The sequence below is a fragment of the Pseudomonas sp. TE3552 genome (assembly GCF_056278945.1).
In genome coordinates this window covers 4,111,929-4,132,479 of sequence record NZ_JBWBQJ010000001.1, presented here as the reverse complement: position 1 = coordinate 4,132,479, position 20,551 = coordinate 4,111,929, and the positions used below count along the sequence as shown (strand labels likewise).

Annotated in this window: 22 protein-coding genes; 20 read left to right on the top strand and 2 right to left on the bottom strand. The window is 57.7% G+C overall.

Features of this window, described 5'->3' with window-relative positions:
• Window positions 1-113: 113 nt before the first annotated feature.
• Complete coding sequence (mutS, locus tag ACZ9BB_RS18685) at window positions 114-2,684, bottom strand: DNA mismatch repair protein MutS (protein WP_476218354.1); 2,571 nt, start codon at window positions 2,682-2,684, stop codon at window positions 114-116.
• Window positions 2,685-3,003: 319 nt separating this feature from the next.
• Here mutS and ACZ9BB_RS18680 point away from each other — a divergent pair, with 319 nt between their 5' ends.
• Genes ACZ9BB_RS18680 through ACZ9BB_RS18650 form a run of 7 tightly spaced genes read left to right on the top strand, consistent with a single transcriptional unit; the run spans window position 3,004 to window position 7,968 of the window.
• Window positions 3,004-4,020, top strand: coding sequence for a glycosyltransferase family 2 protein (locus ACZ9BB_RS18680; RefSeq protein ID WP_476215211.1), 1,017 nt, complete (start codon window positions 3,004-3,006; stop codon window positions 4,018-4,020).
• On the top strand, window positions 4,020-5,177 hold the full coding sequence (locus ACZ9BB_RS18675) for an NAD(P)/FAD-dependent oxidoreductase (protein WP_476215209.1): 1,158 nt from the start codon (window positions 4,020-4,022) through the stop codon (window positions 5,175-5,177). Before ACZ9BB_RS18680 ends, ACZ9BB_RS18675 begins: the two co-directional genes overlap by 1 nt.
• Window positions 5,178-5,486: a hypothetical protein gene (locus tag ACZ9BB_RS18670; protein WP_476215207.1), complete on the top strand. Its 309-nt coding sequence runs from the start codon at window positions 5,178-5,180 to the stop codon at window positions 5,484-5,486. It abuts the gene before it with no gap.
• Window positions 5,464-5,958, top strand: a complete 495-nt coding sequence (locus ACZ9BB_RS18665) for a hypothetical protein (RefSeq protein WP_476215205.1) — start codon at window positions 5,464-5,466, stop codon at window positions 5,956-5,958. Before ACZ9BB_RS18670 ends, ACZ9BB_RS18665 begins: the two co-directional genes overlap by 23 nt.
• Window positions 5,955-6,791 carry a sugar phosphate isomerase/epimerase family protein gene (locus tag ACZ9BB_RS18660; RefSeq protein ID WP_476215203.1) on the top strand — a complete coding sequence of 279 codons (837 nt, stop codon included), beginning with the start codon at window positions 5,955-5,957 and terminating at the stop codon, window positions 6,789-6,791. The genes ACZ9BB_RS18665 and ACZ9BB_RS18660 overlap by 4 nt, the downstream gene beginning before the upstream one ends.
• Window positions 6,788-7,144 carry an SMR family transporter gene (locus ACZ9BB_RS18655; RefSeq protein WP_476215201.1) on the top strand — a complete coding sequence of 119 codons (357 nt, stop codon included), beginning with the start codon at window positions 6,788-6,790 and terminating at the stop codon, window positions 7,142-7,144. Before ACZ9BB_RS18660 ends, ACZ9BB_RS18655 begins: the two co-directional genes overlap by 4 nt.
• A gap of 11 nt (window positions 7,145-7,155) precedes the next feature.
• Window positions 7,156-7,968: a glycosyltransferase family 2 protein gene (locus tag ACZ9BB_RS18650; protein ID WP_476215199.1), complete on the top strand. Its 813-nt coding sequence runs from the start codon at window positions 7,156-7,158 to the stop codon at window positions 7,966-7,968.
• A gap of 44 nt (window positions 7,969-8,012) precedes the next feature.
• On the opposite strand, the gene ACZ9BB_RS18645 is transcribed toward ACZ9BB_RS18650, so the two are convergent.
• The gene (locus ACZ9BB_RS18645) at window positions 8,013-9,800 is read right to left on the bottom strand and encodes a hypothetical protein (RefSeq protein ID WP_476215197.1); all 1,788 of its coding nucleotides are present in this window, start codon (window positions 9,798-9,800) and stop codon (window positions 8,013-8,015) included.
• A 398-nt stretch (window positions 9,801-10,198) separates the two neighbouring features.
• Here ACZ9BB_RS18645 and ACZ9BB_RS18640 point away from each other — a divergent pair, with 398 nt between their 5' ends.
• The 13 genes from ACZ9BB_RS18640 (at window position 10,199) to ACZ9BB_RS18580 (ending at window position 20,463) form a co-directional block, all read left to right on the top strand.
• Entirely contained in the window at window positions 10,199-10,933 is a 735-nt protein-coding gene (locus ACZ9BB_RS18640) for an XRE family transcriptional regulator (RefSeq protein ID WP_305481114.1), read from the top strand.
• Window positions 10,934-11,456: 523 nt separating this feature from the next.
• Entirely contained in the window at window positions 11,457-11,807 is a 351-nt protein-coding gene (locus tag ACZ9BB_RS18635; protein WP_007940540.1) for a phage holin family protein, read from the top strand.
• 47 nt (window positions 11,808-11,854) lie between these two features.
• Window positions 11,855-12,373 (top strand): hypothetical protein, encoded by a 519-nt coding sequence (locus ACZ9BB_RS18630; protein WP_476215195.1) that lies wholly within the window; start codon window positions 11,855-11,857, stop codon window positions 12,371-12,373.
• Between the two features lie 3 nt (window positions 12,374-12,376).
• A complete protein-coding gene (locus tag ACZ9BB_RS18625) occupies window positions 12,377-12,988 on the top strand; it encodes a phage baseplate assembly protein V (RefSeq protein ID WP_476215193.1) in 612 nt (203 codons plus the stop codon).
• Window positions 12,989-12,998: 10 nt separating this feature from the next.
• Window positions 12,999-13,331: a phage baseplate protein gene (locus tag ACZ9BB_RS18620; protein ID WP_476215191.1), complete on the top strand. Its 333-nt coding sequence runs from the start codon at window positions 12,999-13,001 to the stop codon at window positions 13,329-13,331.
• Window positions 13,328-14,323, top strand: a complete 996-nt coding sequence (locus tag ACZ9BB_RS18615) for a baseplate J/gp47 family protein (protein ID WP_476215189.1) — start codon at window positions 13,328-13,330, stop codon at window positions 14,321-14,323. The genes ACZ9BB_RS18620 and ACZ9BB_RS18615 overlap by 4 nt, the downstream gene beginning before the upstream one ends.
• On the top strand, window positions 14,320-14,955 hold the full coding sequence (locus tag ACZ9BB_RS18610; protein WP_476215187.1) for a phage tail protein I: 636 nt from the start codon (window positions 14,320-14,322) through the stop codon (window positions 14,953-14,955). Before ACZ9BB_RS18615 ends, ACZ9BB_RS18610 begins: the two co-directional genes overlap by 4 nt.
• Window positions 14,956-17,343: a phage tail-collar fiber domain-containing protein gene (locus tag ACZ9BB_RS18605; RefSeq protein ID WP_476215185.1), complete on the top strand. Its 2,388-nt coding sequence runs from the start codon at window positions 14,956-14,958 to the stop codon at window positions 17,341-17,343.
• Between the two features lie 10 nt (window positions 17,344-17,353).
• The gene (locus tag ACZ9BB_RS18600; protein ID WP_476215183.1) at window positions 17,354-17,779 is read left to right on the top strand and encodes a tail fiber assembly protein; all 426 of its coding nucleotides are present in this window, start codon (window positions 17,354-17,356) and stop codon (window positions 17,777-17,779) included.
• A 100-nt stretch (window positions 17,780-17,879) separates the two neighbouring features.
• Entirely contained in the window at window positions 17,880-18,089 is a 210-nt protein-coding gene (locus ACZ9BB_RS18595) for a hypothetical protein (RefSeq protein WP_476215181.1), read from the top strand.
• 2 nt (window positions 18,090-18,091) lie between these two features.
• Complete coding sequence (locus ACZ9BB_RS18590; protein ID WP_476215179.1) at window positions 18,092-19,258, top strand: phage tail sheath protein; 1,167 nt, start codon at window positions 18,092-18,094, stop codon at window positions 19,256-19,258.
• Window positions 19,258-19,764, top strand: a complete 507-nt coding sequence (locus tag ACZ9BB_RS18585) for a phage major tail tube protein (protein WP_347929098.1) — start codon at window positions 19,258-19,260, stop codon at window positions 19,762-19,764. Before ACZ9BB_RS18590 ends, ACZ9BB_RS18585 begins: the two co-directional genes overlap by 1 nt.
• A gap of 117 nt (window positions 19,765-19,881) precedes the next feature.
• Window positions 19,882-20,463 carry a phage tail assembly protein gene (locus ACZ9BB_RS18580; RefSeq protein ID WP_476215177.1) on the top strand — a complete coding sequence of 194 codons (582 nt, stop codon included), beginning with the start codon at window positions 19,882-19,884 and terminating at the stop codon, window positions 20,461-20,463.
• Window positions 20,464-20,551: the final 88 nt, after the last annotated feature.

The window sequence follows — 20,551 nt, the reverse complement described above, 5'->3', positions numbered from 1 at the left end:
GGAGCCCCTTCAGGACGGGGTCGCCAGGTTCGGGAGCGATAGTCTGCAGGCCAGGCTATGAACCTGCAGCATCCCAAACCGCGCGAGATTCTAACAGCTTGCAGGCAAGTGCGTTAGATCCGTGTCTTTAATGTATAGAGCATTTCCAAAGCCCTGCGCGGGGTCAGGTCATCCAGATCGAGCTTGGCCAGTTCATCCAGCACCGGGTGCGGCAGGCTGGCGAACATGTCGCTCTGTTGTGGTGCGGCCGGTTTGCCTTTCGCCGGCATCGGCACAACCTCATGGGGCAGCGCAGTGGACTCCAGTCGGCTCAAGTGTTCACGAGCACGCACGATCACCTCGCTCGGCACACCGGCCAGTTGCGCTACCGCCAGGCCATAGCTCTGGCTGGCAGGCCCAGGCAATACGTGGTGCAGGAACACGATGCGTTCGTTGTGTTCAGTGGCATTGAGGTGCACGTTGGCCACCAGCGGCTGGGCTTCCGGCAACACCGTCAACTCGAAATAGTGGGTGGCGAACAGGGTATAGGCCCGCAACTGCGCCAGACGCTCGGCCGCGGCCCAGGCCAGGGACAGACCGTCGAAAGTGCTGGTGCCGCGCCCGACTTCGTCCATCAGCACCAGGCTGCGCTCGGTGGCGTTGTGCAGGATGTTCGCGGTTTCGCTCATTTCGACCATGAAGGTCGAGCGCCCGCCCGCCAAGTCATCGCTGGAGCCGATCCGGGTGAAGATCCGGTCGACCAGGGACAATTCGCAACTGGCCGCCGGCACGAAGCTGCCGATGTGCGCCAGCAGCACGATCAACGCGGTCTGACGCATGTAGGTGGATTTACCGCCCATGTTCGGACCGGTGATCACCAGCATGCGGGTGTTGTCGTCGAGGCTCAGGTCGTTGGCCACGAACGGCGTGGTGAGTACTTGCTCGACCACCGGGTGACGCCCCTGGCTGATGCGCATGCACGGCTCGCTGACGAAGCGTGGGCAGTTCAGGTCCAGGTTCAATGCACGCTCGGCGAGGTTGCTCAGCACGTCCAGCTCGGCCAATGCGGCGGCTGTGTCCTGCAAGGGCGGCAATTGGGCGATCAGGTCTTCGAGCAGCGCTTCGTAGAGCATCTTCTCGCGCGCCAGTGCCCGGCTCTTGGCCGACAGCGCCTTGTCTTCGAACGCTTTCAGTTCCGGGGTGATGAAGCGCTCGGCGCCCTTGAGGGTCTGGCGACGGATATAGTCCGCCGGTGCCGACTCGGCCTGTTTACTCGGCAACTCAATGAAGTAACCGTGAATGCGGTTGTAACCGACCTTGAGGTTGGCCAGGCCGGTGCGGGCCTTCTCCCGGGCTTCGAGATCGATCAGGAACTGCCCGGCGTTTTCGCTGAGCGATTGCAGTTCGTCGAGTTCGCTGTCGTAACCGGTTTTCAACACGCCGCCGTCACGGATCACCGCGGGCGGATTGTCGATGATTGCTTTTTCCAGCAGCGCCGCGAGTTCCGGGTAGGTGCTGGTAGTCGCCGCCAATTGAATGATGTGCGGGGCTTCCAGCTCGGTCATCGCCACTTGCAACTCCGGCAATGCACCGAGCGCATCGCGCAGACGCGCCAGGTCACGAGGACGGGCATTGCGCAGGCCGATCCGCGCCAGAATCCGCTCGATGTCACCGATTTCCTTGAGCTGCGGTTGCAGTTTCTCGAAGCGATAACGATCAAGCAGGCAGGTGATCGAAGTCTGACGTGCCAGCAATACGGTCAAATCCCGCAGCGGACGATTCAGCCAGCGGGTCAACAGACGGCTGCCCATGGCGGTCTGGCAGCGGTCGACCACCGATTGCAGGGTGTTGTCGCGACCGCCGGCCAGGTTGGTGTCCAGTTCCAGGTTGCGGCGGCTCGCGCCGTCCAGCACCACGGTGTCGTCCAGGCGTTCATGACGCAGGCTGCGCAAGTGCGGCAGGGCGGTACGCTGAGTTTCCTTGGCATAGCTGAGCAGGCAACCAGCAGCGCCGATCGCCAGGGTCAGGTTCTCACAGCCGAAACCTTTCAGGTCCTGGGTGGAAAATTGCTGGCAAAGACTTTTCAGCGCCGAGTCACGCTCGAAATCCCACGGCGCACGGCGACGAACCCCACGACGTTTTTCCGCCGGCAGATCCTTCGGCCAATCGTCCGGGATCATCAGCTCTACCGGGTTGACCCGCTCCAGTTCCGCCAGCAGGTTTTCCCAGCCTTTGATCTCCAGCACAGTGAAGTTGCCGCTGGTGATGTCCAGTACTGCCAGACCGAACAGACGTTCGTCACCCAGCACCGCCGCGATCAGGTTGTCCCGACGCTCATCCAGCAGCGCTTCATCGCTGACCGTACCGGGGGTGATGATCCGCACCACCTGACGATCCACCGGGCCTTTGCTGGTGGCCGGGTCGCCGACCTGCTCACAAATCACCACCGACTCGCCGAGTTTTACCAGTTTCGCCAGGTAACCTTCAGCGGCGTGGTAAGGAATCCCACACATCGGAATCGCCTGCCCCGCCGATTGCCCACGGGCGGTCAGGGTGATGTCCAGCAACTTGGCGGCCTTCTTCGCGTCTTCATAGAAGATCTCGTAGAAGTCGCCCATGCGATAGAACATCAGCTGGTCGGGGTGCTGGTTCTTCAGGCGCCAGTACTGCTGCATCATCGGGGTGTGGCTGGATAAATCTGAAATTGCTTTATTCATCAGTGGCTTATGGATAAATATCAAAGTCTTGGGCGGAAATGGGCGTTTCGATTCGCAAATTGCGACTCTATAGCTCGCGGGGTCAGCACATGACGCAAGGTTAACATGCCTGGTGATTGTGAGTCGGGAGCCGGCAGCGTTGGGGGGCTATTCTATGATGCCTGAGCATTTGCGCTTGTGGCGGCGTCTCGACGGGATTGCGAAAATAGCGGGGCGAGCGGCAGAGGTGCCTGGATCGAACCTAAGCGGTGTATCATGCTGCGCGATCTTTTTTAATTACTCCTTTAAACATTGAAGTGAACTTTAAATGGATTTTTATCCCTGTTTCCTGTCCGTGGTTTTCGTCGTGCGCAATCAAGCGCTCTCGATCGAGAAAATCCTCACGGATGCCGCGTCTGTTATCGGCCAGATTGTCAGTGATTATGAGCTGATCATCGTCGACAACGCCTCGGACGACGACAGTATTGCCGTCATGAAACGTTTGACCGGTGAACAGGGACTGGCCAATCTGCAGGTGTATGCCCTGACCCAGGAAGTGGACGCCGATGCGGCCTCTTGGGTCGGAATGGAGAATGCGCTAGGGGATTTCGTGGCGGTAATCGATCCGTTGGCGGATGACATCGGCTTCTTGCCTGAAATGCTGGATCAGGCGGTCAGAGGTGCCGATGTGGTGTTTGCCAACAATGCGCAGAAACCGCTTCAGAGTCTGGCGTACCGCTGGGCGTTCAAGCTGTTTCATGGGCTTTATAACTGGTTCAACGGTGTGCATCTCGCCAAAGAGGCCCCGTTCTACCGCATCCTCAGTAAAAGCGTGATCAATTTCATTCTTCAGCACCCGCAGCCGACGGTCACTTATCGTCATTTGCCCGCTACCGGCGGGTTTTCCCGTGCCTACCTGAGTTACAGCTCAACGCCTAAAGCGTGCCCGAAGAAACGCTTGGGTGAGAGCATCGACCGTGGCATGCGCCTGCTGGTCTCGACCACCCGAGCGCCGATGCGTCTGGTAACAACGCTGTCGCTGTTCGGGGCCTTGGCCAATCTGGTCTATTGCGTTTATGTAGTCGCTGTCGGTCTGCTGAAAACCGATGTAGCGCCGGGCTGGATCAGCGTTTCGTTGCAGCAGTCAGGGATGTTTTTCCTTATTTCCCTGGTGCTACTGGTGTTGGGCGAGTACATCCTGAACATGGCCAGTCTGTCAAATGAAGGGCCCAGATACCATGTGGGTCAGGAGTTCACCAGTGCGCGCATGACCCGTCTGGAGAAACTGAATATTGAAGAGGTGAGCTCAAAGCCGGCCACGATCGTCAGTGACAGGGTTTCCTGATGCAGAACCGGCATCCCGATCAGGATGTGGTGGTGATCGGCGGCGGGTTTTACGGCGCTGTCATCGCTGTTTACCTGGCCAGGCAACGTGGCCTCAAGCGTGTAGTGCTCGTAGAGCGGGAACCGCAGCTAATGACGCGCGCCTCCTACAATAATCAGGCGCGGGTGCATAACGGTTTTCACTACCCGCGTAGCTTTACCACGGCCTATCGCAGCCGGGTCAATTTGCCCCGCTTTGTCCGCGACTGGCCAGAGGCGGTCAAGACTGATCTCACCAAGCTCTATGCCATTGCCCGCCGCAACTCGAAATGCACGGCTCGGCAGTTCGAACGGTTTTGCCGGAATATCGGTGCCGAGATCCAGGTAGCGGACCCAGGTTTGCATGCACTGTTTGATCCCCGTCTGATCGAAGAAGTGTTTCTGGTCGAGGAACACGCGTTCGACAGTACGAAACTGGCCGCCTGGGCTGAGCGTGAGCTCAGCGAGAGCGGAGTGCAGATTCGTTATCAGACTCGAGTGACGGCGATTTCGAGATCGACTGACGCAGCGCTGAACGTCACGGTCCAGAGACGCGACGGCATCCTGGAGCAGTTGTCCAGCCGGTATGTATTCAACTGCAGTTACAGTGGCCTCAATCAGTTGACTGGAGATTTCCCCGGCGTCAGCACCGGTCTGAAGCAGGAGATCACCGAGATGGCACTGATGCAGATGCCTCCGGCTCTGGACGACTTGGGGGTAACAGTGATGGATGGGCCATTTTTTTCGATGATGCCATTCCCGGCTCGCGGTCTGCATACACTGTCCCATGTCCGCTATACCCCGCATTTGCACTGGAATGACCAGCAGGGTCTCGATCCCTACCAAAAACTGTCGCAATACGACCGTGTCAGCCGTGTGGATCGGATGATTCGCGACGTCGGCCGGTACATCCCGGCAATGCTCGATGCGCGCTATGTGGAGTCGCTGTTCGAAATCAAGACGGTGCTGGTGAAGAATGAGAGTGACGATGGTCGGCCCATTTTGTTTGAGAAACATGCCGAGCTGCCGGGTTGTTATTCGGTGTTGGGCGGAAAAATCGACAATGTTTACGATGTTCTGGAAAAGCTCGATTCGGAAGAATTTCCAACGAGTCAGCCGGGGAACAGCCAGGAGCAATAAATGAACAATGCATTGATAGGTTTCTCGGGTTTTGTGGGAGGGACGCTACTCAAGCAAGCGCAGTTCGAGTCGCTTTATCGTTCGACCAACATCGCCGATATTGAAGGGCAATCGTTCGATACGGTGGTATGCGCTGGTGCACCTGCGCAAAAGTGGATCGCCAACCGTGAACCGGAAGCCGATCGATTGAAAATCGAAGGTTTGATCGCTCACCTGAGGACACTCACCTGTCGCCGGTTCATCCTCATCAGCACAGTCGATGTGTTCAAGAAAGCGGTGGACGTCGATGAAGACACACACCGTGGATGAGACCGGGTTGCACGCTTATGGTTTGCACCGTCGTTTGCTGGAGAAGTTCGTCGAGGCGCATTTCCCCGAGCACCTGATCGTTCGCCTCCCAGGGCTGGTAGGCCCGGGCCTGCGCAAGAACGTGATCTTCGACTTCCTGAACGACAACAATCTGCAGGCGATCGATAGCCGTGGCGTGTTTCAGTTCTATCCGATGGTCAATCTCTGGTATGACATCCAATTGGCACTGCACGCTGGACTGAAGCTGGTACACCTCACCGCAGCGCCGATCAGCGTGGCGGATGTTTCGCTGGGCGGGTTCGGTCAGACGTTCGACACCACATTGGGTAACCCGATCGGGTTCTACGACATGCAAACGCGCCATGCGTCGGTATTCGGGGCATCCGGTCGCTATCAGTACAGTGCCCGTGAAACCCTGCAGGCGGTCAGGGCCTACGCGCAATCCGAGCCACATGCGGTCGTGAATCCATGAGGCTGGCTATTTCCAACATCGCCTGGGACGTCGCTGAAGATCAAGCGGTGGCCGAATTGCTGCAACGCTATGGCGTCGATGCCATCGATATTGCGCCAGGCAAATACTTCCCGGTACCAGCAGATGCTAGCGCCCAAGACATCGTGCGGGTCAAAAGCTGGTGGGCTGAGCGTGGGATCGAAATCACCGGCATGCAGTCATTGCTGTTCGGCACCACCGGACTGAACGTGTTTGGCTCCGATGAAAGTCAGGCAGCGCTGTTGCGACACCTGAGCGCAATCTGCCGGATTGCCGGGGAACTGGGGGCCACGCGGCTGGTGTTCGGTTCGCCGAAAAATCGCGATCGCACCGGCCTGAATGATCAGCAGGCTCTGGACGCAGCAGTGAGATTTTTCCGCAAGTTGGGCGATGTTGCCCAAGCCAGTGGGGTCTTCATTTGCCTGGAACCGAACCCGGTCTGCTACGGCGCGAACTTCATGACCACCAGTCCTGAAACTGCGCATGTGGTGCGCCAGGTTGCTCATCCCTCCATCCGAATGCAATTCGATACCGGTGCGTTGGCCATCAACGATGAAAACCCTCTGGCGCTGTTGGAAGATTGTGCCGAGCTGATCGGCCATGTGCATGCCAGTGAACCGAAGCTGGTGCCGTTGGGTGACGGTGGCATCGAACACGGGAGTATGAGCGCTGCAGTGCAGTGCTATCTGCCGGAGCATGTGGTGTCCATCGAAATGGTCGCCACGGCCAACGAGCCGCATATCGTCTCGATTGAACGTGCGTTGGTCAAAGCCATTGAGTTCTACGGCGTTCGAGATGAGGGGAGTGTTCAATGAAGTGGATGATTCTGATCCTGGGCATCTTGTCCAACGCATCGGCCAGTGTTCTGATCAAGATTGCCATGACACCGCCTCGTCGGTTTCCGTCGTATGCCGATCCGATGAGCGCGTTGAGCAACTGGCCGTTCTGGCTGGGACTGGGTCTTTATGGCACAGCGTTTCTGCTCTATGCCGCGGCACTCGCTCGTCTGCCACTGAACGTTGCACATCCTGTGTTGACGGCGGGCGCTGTGGCGGCCGTCGCTCTGTCCTCCGTCCTTATTTTTCGTGAACCCTTCCACTGGACGACAGGGGCGGGGATTTTATTGGTAATTTCCGGCGTAGCGCTGATTACGGCGCGCGTGGCCTGATGGAACACAAAATGACGTCTTCTGTAATTGACCCTGTCGTGCGTAGCACCTGGCAGGTACCTGCCTTTGAGACACCGCTGTGGCTGGGCCGTCAGCATGCCTTTTGCGTGGTCATTCCGCTGATTAACGAAGGTGAACGGATCAAGAACCTGCTGGCCAGGATGGCTGCACTGGGCATCGCCTCCCACGCCGATATCATTATTGTCGATGGCGGCAGCACCGATGGCTCTCTGGTGCTGGATGCGCTGCAACAGGTTGGTGTTCGAGGCCTGCTGGTGAAGACCGGCTCAGGCAAACTCAGTGCACAATTGCGCTGTGCCTATGCATTTGCCCTGGATCAGGGTTACGAAGGCATTGTCACCATCGACGGCAACGACAAGGACGATCCTGATGCCATCCCGCGTTTTATCGAGGCTCTCCAGCAGGGGGTCGACTTTGTCCAGGCCTCGCGCTTCGTGGACGGTGGCGTCGCGGAAAACACCCCTGCATCACGGGACTTTGCAATTCGCTTCATTCACGCACCGATGTTGAGTCTGACTTCCGGTTTCAAATGGACCGACACCACCCAAGGATTCCGCGCATACAGCCGAAAGTTGTTGCTGGATCCGAAGGTAGCGATTTTTCGCGATGTGTTCATGACTTACGAGTTGCTGGCGTATCTGTCTTATCGCGCGCCTAAGCTGGGTTACCGCTGCGTGGAGTTGCCGACAGTACGGCGCTACCCCAAAGGCGAGGTACCGACGAAGATCAGCGCCTTCAAGGGCAATCTGTCGGTGTTGGAGATACTGTTTAAGGCGTGTCGGGGGCAGTTCAACCCGCGGTGAGACCCACAAATAACGGCGCCGGGTGGCGCCGTTACCAGCCATGCTTATTTTTCCAGCAGTGTCGTTGAGCAATATTGGGCATCGACTCGGGTGACTTTGTAGATATGGCCGCCGGGTATGTCGAACACGGAAGCATTACTCTTCCAGAACTCTTCCGACGAGTTATCGGCATACACATAATCAAACATGCACAGCCTTTTGCGGAAAAGGTTGAGTCTGTCTTGGATCTGACTGTCGCTCTGATAGATAAAGTATGTCTGGTTATACGACATGTATCTCAATGGCAGCGTTTTTTGCCGGAATATGAAATACCCGAAGCTCGTGTCTTTCCCGTCGATGTATAAAATAAGTTCGGTACCGGTTGCGTATTTTTTCAATTGTTCGCCTTTGATGCGGTATTCCTCGTTCAGGGGAACAGGCGGTCTTTTGCTCTGAACGAAAATCGATTCCATAGGCGGAGCAACGACATAACTCAACGCTGCCATGGCAATCGCAATCAAAAAGCCGCGCACGATCGAGAGGTTTTCCCTTGCCACCAGGAACAGCAAGAGGAATGTAGCGAAGAACACGACAAGGAAGTAACGAGAAAAAGATTGGAAATCGTTGAACCAACCCGAGGCTACCGCCACATAAGCCAGGAAAAACAAGTAACCGACGCCTGTCAATAATAGAAGCGAGAAAGCCAGCGCCGCTGATTTTTTATCAGTCTTTGTGCTGAAATTCACCAGCCACCCAAAACCGGTCATCAGGCAAATAAACTCCCACAGCGGTATGCCTGGAGTCAAAATCGCCAATGGATAGGCGGGAGCAAGGAAGTTTGCGTGGGGGAACAGGTTCGTCAGGACATGGTGAATGCCCGATGCCGTATTGCTGACGAATCCTGGGCCCATGAACAGCACTGAAGGCCCTCGAAATTTTATGACCATGTCATAGGCCGCTACATAAATCTCCCATGAGGCATAGATCGCTACCGCCGGAACAAAGAGCACACAGCCCTTGATCAACGTGGATTTGAGGTCTTGTTTGGCGATCAAGTAACGGTTGGCGACGAAGTAGGCGCAGACGAAAACCGCCAGAATGATGCCGACATGTTTGAGCAATACCAGACCAACAACCGAAAATAACGTGATCCAGAAGCTCTCATTGTCGGTCTCGCGCGCGAACCGTAGGGCGCACAGGAACAGGAGTGCCTGCAGCGGATCGACCAGAAGCGTCAGCACCAGGGACTGGAAAAGAGCCAGGTAGGTAAAGAATATGACGAGTAGAGTGACCAGCCACTTGCTGACGGATTGTGAATAGGCAACGCAGTACAGGCACGCCAGACTGAACAGCCAAGTCATGAAGTAGGACGCGCTCACGCCGCTACCGTCCAATAGCGTGGTGGCGAAGTACCTCAGTAGCGTGATGCCGGGAATATAGTTTGGAAACACCAGTGATTCTTTGGCCATCGGCAAATTGCCGGTGATGGATAAAAACTCGACTTCCGCTCCCCAATGCGAGAACTCGTCCCAGACCCAATATTCCGCGCCCCAGGAAATAATCAGTGCGATGGCAAAGAAAATGGCGAGTTCGACGGCCTGACGCAGTAATGCGAAGCGCTCCTCGCCACCCTTGAGCAATCTCCACAATGAGAGGCCGCCGCCAATCACCGCACAGGCGATCACGACTTTGATCCCGACCCCCAGTTGTTGCACGCAACCGAATACATAAAGAACAATCATCGTGAAAATCAGCGAGATGATGTGTTCGGTGTGGTACCTGGAAATAAATAGCCTCGAGACGAAGGCGCTAAGTCCCAAAAAAACAAAATACGCAACTAATACCTGTGTCACCCTTTTCTCCTGCCTGGAAGGTGCGATCAACCTCTGAAACCGTTGTTGGGCTCAGAGCCAAATTAAGTGATAGCGCCGGGATACTAACTTAAACGCTCAAGGAATTCAGGGTGAATCCTCCAAGGTTGGGAGTGGTTCCAGCCCGTTCAAGATTTTGCTGCAATAAATCATCGTCCACAAAAAAGCCCCGGATCGTAAGATTCGGGGGCTTTCTCGTTTTGCGTAGGGTGTAAAATCGGTCAAGGATTAAGGAAGTGTGCTTGTCAGACTTTTCGCGGCGGGCGCAAGCATGGGCGATCCGCACCTCGCAGGCATGAATGCCTCCGATGTACGTTCCATGTTCGTATTATGCAAATCAGCATTTGTCTTCCGAAAAAAGATCAAGCACTATGCGCGTTATGCAAAAACGCAATGTTTCTACCGTCTTAAGAGCACTGCTTGACCAGCACGGAATCTCCCCCACGGAGCTTCACCGTCGCACCGGCGTGCCTCAATCCACTCTCTCGCGCATTCTCAGCGGGAAGATCGTCGATCCTTCGGATAAACATATTTCGAAGATCGCCGAATACTTCGCCGTGAGCACCGATCAGTTGCGGGGGCGCGCGGATGTCGCGCCGGCCGCCAGCGCCGGGCGCGATGAATTGCATTCGGAACTCAAGGACATAAGCCTGTGGGATGACGATACGCCCGTCGATGACGACGAGGTGTCGGTTCCCTTTCTTCGCGAGGTTGAATTGGCTGCTGGATCAGGAAGATTCGTCATCGAAGAGAGCGAGCGCTCTAGCCTGCGCTTCGGCAAGCGTAGCTTGCGCCACAACGGCGTGCAGTTCGACCAGGCCAAATGCGTGACCGTGCGCGGCAATAGCATGTTGCCGGTGCTGCGTGATGGCGCCACGGTTGGGGTGAATGCCGGCAAATGCGGGATTGGCGACATCGTCGACGGCGACCTGTACGCCATCAATCACAATGGCCAGTTGCGGGTGAAACAGCTTTATCGCCTGCCGACGGGGATTCGCCTGCGCAGCTTCAATCGCGATGAGCATCCGGACGAGGACTACAGCTTCCAGGAAATCCAGGAAGAGCAGATCGTCATCCTCGGTCACGTCTTCTGGTGGGGCATGTACGCCCGTTAACCTCACCGCTGTCAGGTAAAACCCGCTCATCGGCGGGTTTTTTTTCGTCTGTCGAAAACCGCCAACGCCTTTGTCTGCGGGGCTTTAATGCATTTGTGCATTTCCAATGCATAAATAAATGCATTAATGCATTGACTGTGTATGCATCAATGCATATTCTTTGTCTCAAGCGGCCCAACAAGGCGGCTCGAAACGAAGCTCTTTAGTTCCATCACAAAGGCAGCGATGAACCGGCCTCAACGGTTCAGAGGGTTGGCAACTGACCCGGGTGTGCAGCGTAAAGCACCAGAAGCAGTTATCCGGCGGGCAGGGACCGCGGTCGGAAAAACAATCTGAATGGACTCGTACCGCGCCAGTAGCGCCGAAAGGTCAGCTTCCTTTTTTGTACACAGGACTAAAGGAAGGCGAAGGACCGCATTACTGAAAAGCCCGGCCAATGCCGGGCTTTTTGGAATGCCTACCTCAAGAGACATCGCTTGAATCCAACACATATCACTCATCAATCACCCCCTGGAGGCGTGACATGACAAACGAGCAACAAGCGTTGCTGGACATGCCGATCTGGCTGGTCATCCTCCTCGCCGTGGTGGGTGGGGTGTCCGGCGAAATGTGGCGCGCCGACAAGGAGGGCGCCCGTGGCTGGTCGCTGCTGCGGCGCCTGGCGCTGCGCTCCGGGGCCTGCATGATCTGCGGCGTCTCGGCCATCATGCTGCTGTACGCCGCCGGCGTGTCGATCTGGGCCGCAGGGGCTTTTGGTTGCCTGACTGCCATGGCCGGAGCGGACGTGGCCATCGGACTTTATGAACGCTGGGCTGCCAAGCGGATTGGCGTTTGCGAAGTGCCGCCGCGCGATTCTCACCCCGATCAGCAGTGAGCCGGCATCGCTGATCTTCGCATTGCTACAGGAACAGGAGGCCATTAATGCCCGCCGTCATCGAAAAACCGTCGCAGCTGTTTTCCGCCATTACCGAGACATTGCTCATCGCCATTCCCGGCTTGAAGGTCGGGAGTCATCAAGACTTCGACGGCACTGTCGATCTGCCTTGGGTACTGATCGCCATCGAGCGCGATGCGCCGGGCAACCGCGCCAACGACGGACGTATCGCTCATGTCCTGACGGTTTCCTTGCAAGTCGTGTTGCCCGGTGCAGGCGCAGGGTTGGCGGCTTGCGATCTGGCCAGTGAGTTGAAAAGCCTGGTCGCCGATAACCGCTGGAAACTGCCGGGCGATCAATGCGATCTGCCGATGAATATTGATGGCATCCCGTCCACGTTTATCAGCGGCACCCAGGAATACAACGCCTGGACCGTTTCATTTACCCAGACGCTGTACCTCGGGCCATTGCTGCTGGACGACCCGCTGGGCATTCCGAAATTCGCCCGTACCTGGGAAGTGTCGAACATCGACGACCCGGATCAATACACCGCACTCGAGGGCTGACCCATGTTTGATGCGCTGTTACGTATGCAACTGGGGCCGATCATCGAGCGTTTGGCCGAGATGGAAACCGAGCTTGAAGACCTGCATCGACGTGCCGACAGTTTCTGCCGCATTGGCGTTTGTCAGGAGGTCGATGCGGCCAGCAACACCTGCAGGGTCAGTCATGGGGAGCTGCTCACCCCAGCGATCAGGTTTTTCAATCCGAGCGCCGGGGCACAGAGCGAGTCGCGGATTCCCTCCGTGGGCGAGCAGTGCCTGTTGCTGAACCACGGTGGCGGCGAGGGCGGTGGGCAGTCAGTTGCGTTGTTCGGCCTGAACGGCGGCCAGTTTCCGCCCGTCTCGACCCAGGCATCGCTGACGCGTCGCCTCTATCAGGACGGCACGGAAAGTGGCTACGACGATGCCAGTCATGTCCTGCACTGGAAAAACGGCCCGGCGGCGTTCAGCGGCTCCCGTGAATCCCTCGAGTTGAGCATCGGCCCGGCGAGGCTGGCGCTGACGCCTGAAGCCATCGAATTGCAACTGGGCGCCGTCGGCCTGCGGCTCGACGCTTCCGGTGTGCATCTGAGCGGCCCGTTGGTGGATCACCAGGGTCGCGTCATCAGTACTGCATAAAGAGCTTCCCATGATCGGAATCGATAGAAACACCGGCGCAACGGTCGACGACTGGCTGCAGTTTGTACAGCGCGCAACCCGGGCGCTGACCACGCCTTTGGGCACGCGTCAGAAGCGCCCTTTGTATGGTTGCGCACTCACTGAGTTGCTGGGGCAGAACCTCGGCGACGACCTGCTGATTCTTGCCCAAAGCCATGCGGCCCAAGCGTTTTACAACAAGTACAACGGCATCGACGATTTTGAACCGCAGGTCATTGTGGCCAGCCGGTACGGTGCCGGGCTGCTGTTGCGCTTCGCCGGGATCTGGAACAACCGCAAACAAACCTTCGAGGTGGTGGCATGAGTATGTTGATACCGGGCCAGAACCAGTTGGCCGAACCGGCAATCGTCACGATCGAAGCGTTCGAGGATTTGCTCGCAGAGTTCAAAACCTTCGTCGTCGAGTACGTCGGCGCCCGTTCCCCCGAGAGCGCGACCAAGCTTTTGGTCAGCCTTGAAAACGAAAGCGAGTTGCTGACTCTGGCCCTTGAGGCGTTCTGTGTACGGCTGCAAATCCACGAACGCAAATACAACGCTCGCATCAAGCAGATGCTGGCGTGGTGGGCCACCGGGACCAATCTCGATGCGCGCCTCGCGGACATGGGGCTAGAACGTCAGATGCTCGATCCGGGCGACCCGGCGGCGTTCCCGCCGGTTGCCCCAATTTTTGAGAGCGACGACGACGCCCGGTTGCGTTACTACCTGGCGCCGCATGCCCCGGCGGCCGGCTCTCGCATGCAGTATCGGCGTGAGATCTTCACCCTTGGCGAACGGCCTGCCGTGAAGGTGGAAACCGCGGCGGCGGGTGTGGTGACGGTCACTTACACCTTCGACCCGGACGGCTATGCAGCGCAGGTCAAGGACGGCAATGGACACCGGACCGCGCCTGGCGAAGTCACGGTCACGGTGCTTTCCCGGGAGGGCGATGGCACACCATCCGAAGCGCTGCTCGACGGTGTTCGCCAGCATTTCGCCCGGCCTGATGTACGACCCGAAACGGACCTGGTCACGGTGCAGGCGGCGCAAATCAAGAACTACAAAATCCGGGTGATCGCGAAGATCAATCCGGGTCCTGATTCCGGGCTGACCAAAGTCGCCGCGCAACAGCAGTTGCAGGCGTACGCCGATGCCTGTCATCGCCTGGAAGGGCGGGTGGACCCGAGCTGGATCGACTACACGCTGCACAGCGCCGGCGCGGTTCAGCTACAAATCCTTGAGCCGGTAGCACCGATTGTGACGAGCGCTTTTCAAGCGCCGTATTGCACGGGAGTCGAGGTCGAGGTGGATACGTTATGAGTGACGTCACACCTCGCCCGAGCTTGTTGCCGGCCAACAGCTCACCACTGGAAAGGGCGCTTGATCTCGGTTTCGCCCGGTTGCTTGAGCGCATTGACCCGCCGTTCCCCGAACTGATGAACCCCGCCGAAACACCGCTGGCATTCTTGCCGTATCTGGGCGCGGATCGCGGGGTCAGCGAATGGAGCTCCGAGGCGGCCGAGTCTGAAAAACGTTTGACGGTAGAACTCGCCTGGCCCACCGCACGGCAGGCCGGGACGCGAAAGGCGCTGGAAAACGCGGCCAAGGGATTGCAGTTGATGCCTGAGGTGCGCGCCTGGTACGAGCAAATGCCACCCGGCCCGCCTTACAGCTTTTCCGTCAGGGCCTTTACCGAACAGCCTTACAGCGAAGAAATCGACGCCCGTCTCGACCGTCGCCTGGCCGATGCCAAAAGCGAACGGGACATCTTGTCGGTCTCGGTAGGCTTGAGTGCATTCGGTACTCACGTCATCGGCGCCGCCACCGTGTGCGGTGAGCTGACCACGGTTTATCCGATTGTCATCGAAGGGCTTGAAGCCTCGGGTCAGGCCTTCATGGCCGCCGGGCTCTACACCGTCGAAACCTCCACTATTTATCCACAGGGGTCCTAAATGGCCGACTATTACACCCTGCTCACCAATGCGGGGATCGCCTACGAAACCGCCTGCAAGGCGGCGGGCATACCGATCAAGTTGTCGCAGATTTCCGTCGGTGATGGCGGCGGCGCGGTTTACAACCCGGCCGCGACTGCTACGGCGCTCAAGCGTGAAGTGTGGCGTGGGCCGCTCAATGCGCTGTTCCAGGATGAGAAGAATCCGAGTTGGTTGCTGGCCGAAGTGACTATCCCGCCTGAAGTGGGCGGTTGGTATGTGCGTGAGGCTGGGCTGTGGACCGATACCGGCATTCTGTATGCCATCGTCAAGTATCCGGAGTCGTTCAAACCGGTGCTGGCGACTTCGGGGTCGGGGAAAGAGTTTTATATTCGTTCGATTTTCGAGACCAGTAATGCGGCGTTGGTGACGTTGTTGATTGACGACACTGTGGTCAAGGCGACGCGTGCGTGGGTGATGAGTTACCTCGCTGAAGAACTCGGCAAACTCGATGGCAAGCAATCGGTGCGGGTTGCCGCCACCGCCAACGTGGTGTTGAACGGTGCTCAGCAGATTGACGGTGTTGCGGTGGTGGCGGGGGATCGGGTGTTGTTGTCGAACCAGACGCTGGCCAAGGACAACGGCCTGTGGGTAGTTGCCAATGGCGACTGGGTACGGGCGAGTGATGCCAACACCAGCGCGAAAGTTACACCGGGCCTGACCGTCATGGTCGAAGAGGGCACGGTGAATGGTGATTCGCTGTGGCACCTGACCACCAACGGGCCGATTACCCTGGGAACGACAGCGCTGACGTTTGAAATGTTGGCAGGGCGGACGGGGATTCAGCCGGGGACTTACAAGAGTCTGACTGTGGACAAGTATGGCCGGGCAACCGGCGGTTCGAACCCTGAAACGCTGGCCGGATTTGGTATCAAGGATACGTACACCAAGGCTGAAATCGAGGCGATGATTGCCGAGGCTTCGGCGCTTCCGGTTGGCGCGATGGTGCCGTTTCCTTTGGATAAAGTCCCGCCGGGTTTTCTTGAGATTGACGGCAGTGTGAAGAGCATTGCGGTCTATCCGGATCTGGCAGCATTCCTCGGCACGGTATTCAACAAGGGGGATGAGGGGGCCGGTAATTTCCGTTTGCCTGAATCGCGCGGCGAGTTTTTGCGCGGTTGGGATCATGGGCGCGGCGTCGATGCTGGCCGTGCAATCGGCAGTTGGCAGGCTGATGACAACAAGGCGCACTCCCATACCGTAACCCGGATGCAGGCCTTCGCCAATGCGTCGGGGAGTAATCCGGCGGCGGTTGTCGTGGACAACGGCAACATGGCCGTAACCCTCAACTTCGGTACAGGCTTCAATAGCTCTGGAGGGACGGAGGCTCGACCGCGAAACATGGCGGTGATGTGGTGTATCAAGGCTTGGAATGAGCCGATCAATCAGGGGCAGATTAATATCGCCGAATTGGTCAAAGAAGTGGAAAGACTGAAATCTGCAGTTCCGGTTGGCGCTGTTTTGTCATTCCCAATGGGCATCGTTCCTCCTGGTTATCTTGAGCTGGATGGTAGTGTGCAGAGCATTGCGGCCTATCCCGATTTGGCGGCTTACCTTGGGACTGCGTTCAACAAGGGGGATGAGGGTGTTGGTAACTTCCGTTTGCCGGAGTCTCGTGGTGAGTTCTTGCGTGGTTGGGACCATGGGCGTGGGGTAGATGCGGGTCGAAATGTGGGTAGCTACCAAGCTGGCACCAAGACGCAGGGTGACAATGGCGTTGCTCCTGCCGTTCAGGGTATTGGCAACTCCGACGCGATTGATGCCGATCCGGCACCTGGCTTCACTGGCGATATTTACTACACCGCTACTGGAGTCACAGCCGCCAGCTTTAGCGGCTCGTACTGGAAAACAGTTCGTCCTCGAAACCTCGCCGTCATGTGGTGCATCAAGGCCTGGAACGCGCCGATCAATCAGGGAAACATTGATGTTGCGGCGCTGCAGACGTTGGCTGTGCAAGCTACTGAAATCAATCGGGGCACGGCCAAGATCGCAACTCAGGTGCTTACGGATGCCGGCGCCGATGACACCACAATCGTGACGCCGAAAAAACTTCGCTGGGGATTCCAGATCCTCAAGGGCTCCAATGGTTATTTGGTTTTTCCGAGCTGGCTGGGAGGTTTGATTCTTCAATGGGGTGGTGGGGCAACCGCTGCCGGCGGAACGACCAGTATCGCGCTACCAATTGTGTTCCCGACTGCAGTGTTAAAGGCCTTTGTTTCTGCGTCTGGAACAAACTCTGTTCCGACTGTCGGCGTGGTTGCTACGAACTCGATAGGGATCAACTGCTTTAGTGGTAACACGGGCGTCGGTAAAGCAGAAAACGTCCAGTTTCTAGCCATTGGCTACTAAGGGGAAAAGTATGTTCACTTCAAAAAAAGCTCGCGGTTTCTACGACGCAGCAATCCATGCCTCGATGCCGGATGACGTGGTTGAAATCTCTGCTGGGAATCACGCTGAGCTGCTGGCCGGTCAGTTAGAAGGCAAAGTTATTACCTGGGGTGATGATGGCTTTCCGGTGCTTGTTGATCCGCTGCCGCCAAGTGATGACGAGCTGGCTGCTATCGAACGGGCTTGGCGGGATCAGTCGCTCTCTGAAACGGATGGTGTAGTGACGCGTCATCGCGACGAACTTGAGGAAGGCATTGAGCCTACATTGACTGCTGCGCGGTACACCGAGATTCAGGTGTACCGCCGGGCCCTTCGCAATTGGCCGGAAGCGGGAGAGTTTCCGCTAATCAAGCACCGCCCGACCGCGCCGGAATGGCTCTCAAGCCTGTCTCAATAAGCGCCCCGCACTGACGGGGCGTTTTCTTAACCGTCAAATTCGCAACAACACCCAACAGCCCCTCCTGCAAGGGGCTTTTTTTATTTCTGGAGAAACCCAAATGGCACTACGCCAAACCTACACCGTGCTCCTCCCATTCCCCACCGGAGGTGGCCACTGGTCGAGCATCGGCCAGGAACTCGACCTGCTCGATGTGGAGGCCAGTGCGTTGCGCAGCGCCGGTCGTCTGGAGCTGAAAAAAACCGAGGCTGCCGAGTCGGCCTCTACATCCATCCCGGCCAAAAAGGCCGCTGCCAAGAAGGCTGAATAACCATGGCTGAAGTTTTGAACTTCGAGCACAACGGCATTACCGTCAATGCCACTGAATCTCCCGAGGCCATGGGTGGCCTGGGGGACAACGTCATCGGTCTGGTCGGCACCGCGCCGAAAGCGGATCTGCTGATTCCGCGCAATGCGCCGTTCCGCATCAACAGCTTCACCACACAGGCACTGCTGGATCCGACCGGCACCGAGTCGGGCACGCTGTTCCATGCGGTGTTCCAGATCCTGAAAGTGGTCAAGGTGCCGGTCTACGTGGTCATCGTCGAAGAGGGCGCAACCCCGGCCGACACCGTGAACAACGTGATCGGCGGTATCGAGCCGTCGACCGGTCGAAAACTGGGTCTGGCCGCGCTTGGCGGTGTGCCGGAAGACCTGACCATCATCGGTGCACCGGGCTTCACCGGCACCAAAGCGGTGGCCAGTGAGTTCGCCTCGTTCGGCAAGCGTATCAAGGCACGGGTAGTACTCGACGGCAAGGACGCCGCAGTCGCCGATCAAGTGACTTACAGCCAGGAGCTGGGCGGCGCGGACCTCGGTTTCGACCGCTGCCTGCTGGTGCACAACATGCCGTCGGTGTACTCCAAGGCAGCGAAGAAAAATGTGTTCCTGGCGCCTTCGAGCCTGGCCATCGCTGCGCTCGCCAAGGTCAAGCAATGGGAGAGCCCGGGCAACCAGGTGACCTACGCCGAAGACGTTTCGCGGGTCGTGGAATACAACATCCTCGACACCTCCACCGAAGGCGATCTGCTCAACCGTTACGGTATCAGCTACTACGCCCGGACCATCCTTGGCGGCTTCTCGCTGCTGGGTAACCGCTCCGTCACCGGCAAGTTCATCAGCTACGTCGGCCTTGAAGATGCGATCAGCCGCAAGCTGGTGAAAGCCGGCCAGAAGGCCATGGCCAAGAACCTGACCAAGTCGTTCATGGACCAGGAGGTCAAACGCATCAACGACTGGCTGCAAACCCTGGTCGCCGACGAAACCATCCCGGGCGGCAGCGTGTACCTGCACCCGGAATTGAACAGCGTCGAGAAGTACAAAAACGGCACCTGGTACGTGGTCATCGACTACGGCCGCTACGCACCAAACGAACACATGATTTATCAACTCAACGCCCGCGATGAAATCATCGAGCAGTTCCTGGAGGACGTTCTCTAATGTTTACCAACCGCGTAAGACAGGCCATCGCGGCCACCCTGCAAGGCCTGCCGTTGTCGGCGACTGTGGAAGAATTCACCCCGCCGAAGATCGAATTCGAGATGGAAAACATGGTCGGTGGCCGCTTCATCGGCGAGGAAATGGCCAAAAGCGGCAAGGCGCTGACCTCCAAGCTGATTCTGCAAGGCGCGGGTCCAGAAATCATGCTCGCCCTGGGTGTGAAACTGGGCGACGACATTCTGCTGAACGTGCGTGAAGCCGGACAGGATCAGGACGGCAACACCTGGTTCACCTACCACACCGTCGGCGGCAAGCTGAAGTCCCTTGAGGAAGCCGTTCTCAAAATGAACGAGAAGCCCAAGACCACCCTCGAGCTGTCCTGCCGCACCTACAACCGTCTGGAGAATGGCATCCCGGTGATCGACATCGACGTGCGCACCCAGAAGTTCGTGCTCAACGGCGTCGACATTCTCGGCGACGCCCGCCGCGCTGTGTTGCTGCCGTAACACCAAGGACAGCCAAGACGCACAACTTGTGGGAGTGAGCCTGCTCGCTCCCACAAGAATTGTGGCGAATAGCTCCCTGCGCAGCACCCTTTCATGAATCACCAAGGAATTACTTACATGTCCTGGATGCCCCCAAAACATGAACTGTTGTCGCCGATTACCGGTGATGACGGATCCGAGATCGAGCAGATCCAACTCAAACCGTTGTACTACGCCGCGCAGAAAGAGGCCCTGGCCCGTGCCGGCGATGATGAGGACGATCAGTTCTTCGAGCTGGCCAAACTGGCCACGGGGTTGTCGGTCAAGGAACTCGACCAGATCAAGCGCCCGGACTACGTGAGCATCGCGCAGTACGTGCATGAGATGTCGACTCGCCCTGCTTCGTACTTTCTGGAACAGCAAGCGCAGGGCGAACAATCGGTAGACCCCGATCAAGTGCCACTGCTGCAACCGCTCAACGTGGCGGGCCGCAGCATGACCTCGCTGACCCTGGAAATGCCGGTGCTGCGCGCCACCAAAGCGATGAAGAAACTGAAGACGGCCAAAGAACGCGCCGAGTTCATCACCGCCCATTGCACCGGGCTGATGCTGCCCGATCTGGACCTGCTGACCGTGCCCGACTGGACACAGCTTCAGGTACGCATCGACGATTTTTTAAACAAACCGGCGGACTTCTTTCGGAGCGCGACATCGAAGTAATCCTCGATGTGGTGCCGCTCATTTACTCGGTAAGTGAGGCGGAAATTCTGGAGTGGGACGCCGGCAAGGCATTGCGCCGTTACGACAT